This is a genomic window from Kitasatospora sp. NPDC057518, assembly GCF_042802075.1.
Lineage (GTDB): Bacteria > Actinomycetota > Actinomycetes > Streptomycetales > Streptomycetaceae > Kitasatospora.
Genome location: NZ_JBHVEU010000756.1, coordinates 1 through 1951, shown reverse-complemented (window position 1 = coordinate 1951; position 1951 = coordinate 1). Strand labels below are relative to the sequence as shown.

General features: G+C 75.2%; 1 protein-coding gene. It reads right to left on the bottom strand.

The features are described 5' to 3' along the window. Positions 1–1901 (bottom strand): type I polyketide synthase (locus tag ACFU7Z_RS39135; protein WP_380782925.1); only part of this gene is annotated, 1901 nt, incomplete at its 3' end. Positions 1902–1951 lie beyond the last annotated feature (50 nt).

Genomic DNA, 1951 nt, shown 5'->3' with positions numbered 1-1951 from the left:
AGGCGGTAGAGGGCGACCTCGACGGCGAACAGCGCGGGCTGGGTCCAGCCCGTACGGTCCAGGAGTTCGCCGCCCTCGGCGATCACCTCGCGCAGTGGCCGCTCCAGGTGGCGGTCCAGCTCGGCGCAGACCTCGTCGAACGCCGCCGCGAACACCGGGTACGCCGCGTACAACTCGCTTCCCATGCCGGTGCGTTGGGCGCCCTGGCCGGTGAACAGGAACGCGGTCTTGCCGGTCGTCGCCGCCATGATCCCGTCGCCCTCGGCCACCGCGGCCAGTCCGGCGGCGAGTTCGGTGCGGTCCGCGGCGACCACGGCGGCCCGGTGGGCGAACCGCGCACGGCCGGTGGCCAGCGAGTAGGCCAGGTCGGTGAGGTCCAGCCCGGGGTCCGCGTCCAGCCGGGCGCGCAGCCGGGCGGCCTGCTCCCGCAGCGCGGGGACGGTCTTCGCCGACAGCAGGTGCGGGGCGAGCGCGGGCGCCGTCCCGGCCCGCGCCTCGGCCTCCGGGTCGGCCGGGGCCTCCGGCGCCTGCTCGACGATGACGTGGGCGTTGGTGCCGCTGACGCCGAAGGAGGAGACCCCGGCCCGGCGCGGGCGGCCGGTCTGCGGCCAGTCCCGGGCCTCGGTGACCAGCTCGACCGACCCGGCCGTCCAGTCCACCTCGGGCGTCGGCTCGTCCACGTGCAGGGTGCGCGGGACGGTGCCCCGGCGCATCGCCTCGACCATCTTGATGATGCCGCCGACCCCGGCGGCGGCCTGGGTGTGGCCGATGTTGGACTTCAACGAGCCCAGCAGCAGCGGCCGTTCGCGGTCCTGGCCGTAGGCGGCGAGCAGCGCCTGGGCCTCGATCGGGTCGCCGAGGGTGGTGCCGGTGCCGTGCGCCTCCACCACGTCCACCTCGCCGGCCGCCAGCCCGGCGCTCTCCAGCGCCTGCCGGATCACCCGCTGCTGGGCGGGACCGTTCGGCGCGGTCAGCCCGCTGCTCGCACCGTCCTGGTTGATGCCCGAGCCGCGGACCAGCGCCAGCACCGGGTGCCCGTTGCGCCGGGCGTCGGAGAGCCGCTCCAGCAGCAGCATGCCGACGCCCTCGCCCCAGGCCGTGCCGTCCGCGGCGGCGGCGAAGGACTTGCAGCGGCCGTCCGGCGCCAGCCCGCGCTGGCGGCTGAACTCCACGAACCCGGCCGGGGTCGAGAGCACCGTGACGCCGCCGGCCAGGGCCAGCGAGCACTCGCCCGAACGCAGGGCCTGGCTCGCCAGGTGCAGCGCCACCAGCGAGGAGGAGCAGGCGGTGTCCACGGTGACGGCCGGGCCCTCCAGGCCCAGCGCGTACGCCACCCGGCCGGAGGCCACGCTGCCGGCGCTGCCGTTGCCCAGGTAGCCCTCCACCTCCTCGGGGACGGACTGGAAGCGGGCCGCGTAGTCGGCGGTGGCGATACCGGCGAACACCCCGACCCGGCTGCCGCGCACCGAGGTCGGCGCGATCCCGGCCCGCTCGAAGGCCTCCCAGGAGGTCTCCAGCAGCAGCCGCTGCTGCGGGTCCATGGCCAGCGCCTCGCGCGGGCTGATCCCGAAGAACGCCGGGTCGAACTCGTCGGCCCGGTGCAGGAAGCCGCCCTCGCGGACGTAGCTGGTGCCCGGCGTCCGCGGGTCGGGGTCGTACAGCGCCTCGACGTCCCAGCCCCGGTTGACCGGGAAGCCGGAGATCGCGTCCACACTCCCGTCGACCAGCTGCCAGAGCTCCTCGGGCGAGGTCACCTCGCCCGGGTAGCGGCAGGCCATGCCGACGATCGCGATCGGCTCGCGGCCGGCGTCCACCAGCTGCCGGTTCTCCCGGCGCAGCCGCTGGATCTCCTTGAGGGAATCCCGGAGTGCCGCGACGACTTCCTGGGGTGCTGCGTTCATCACAAATCTCCGTACATCAAGCTCAGGTCGGGTCCAGGGGGGCGCTGATC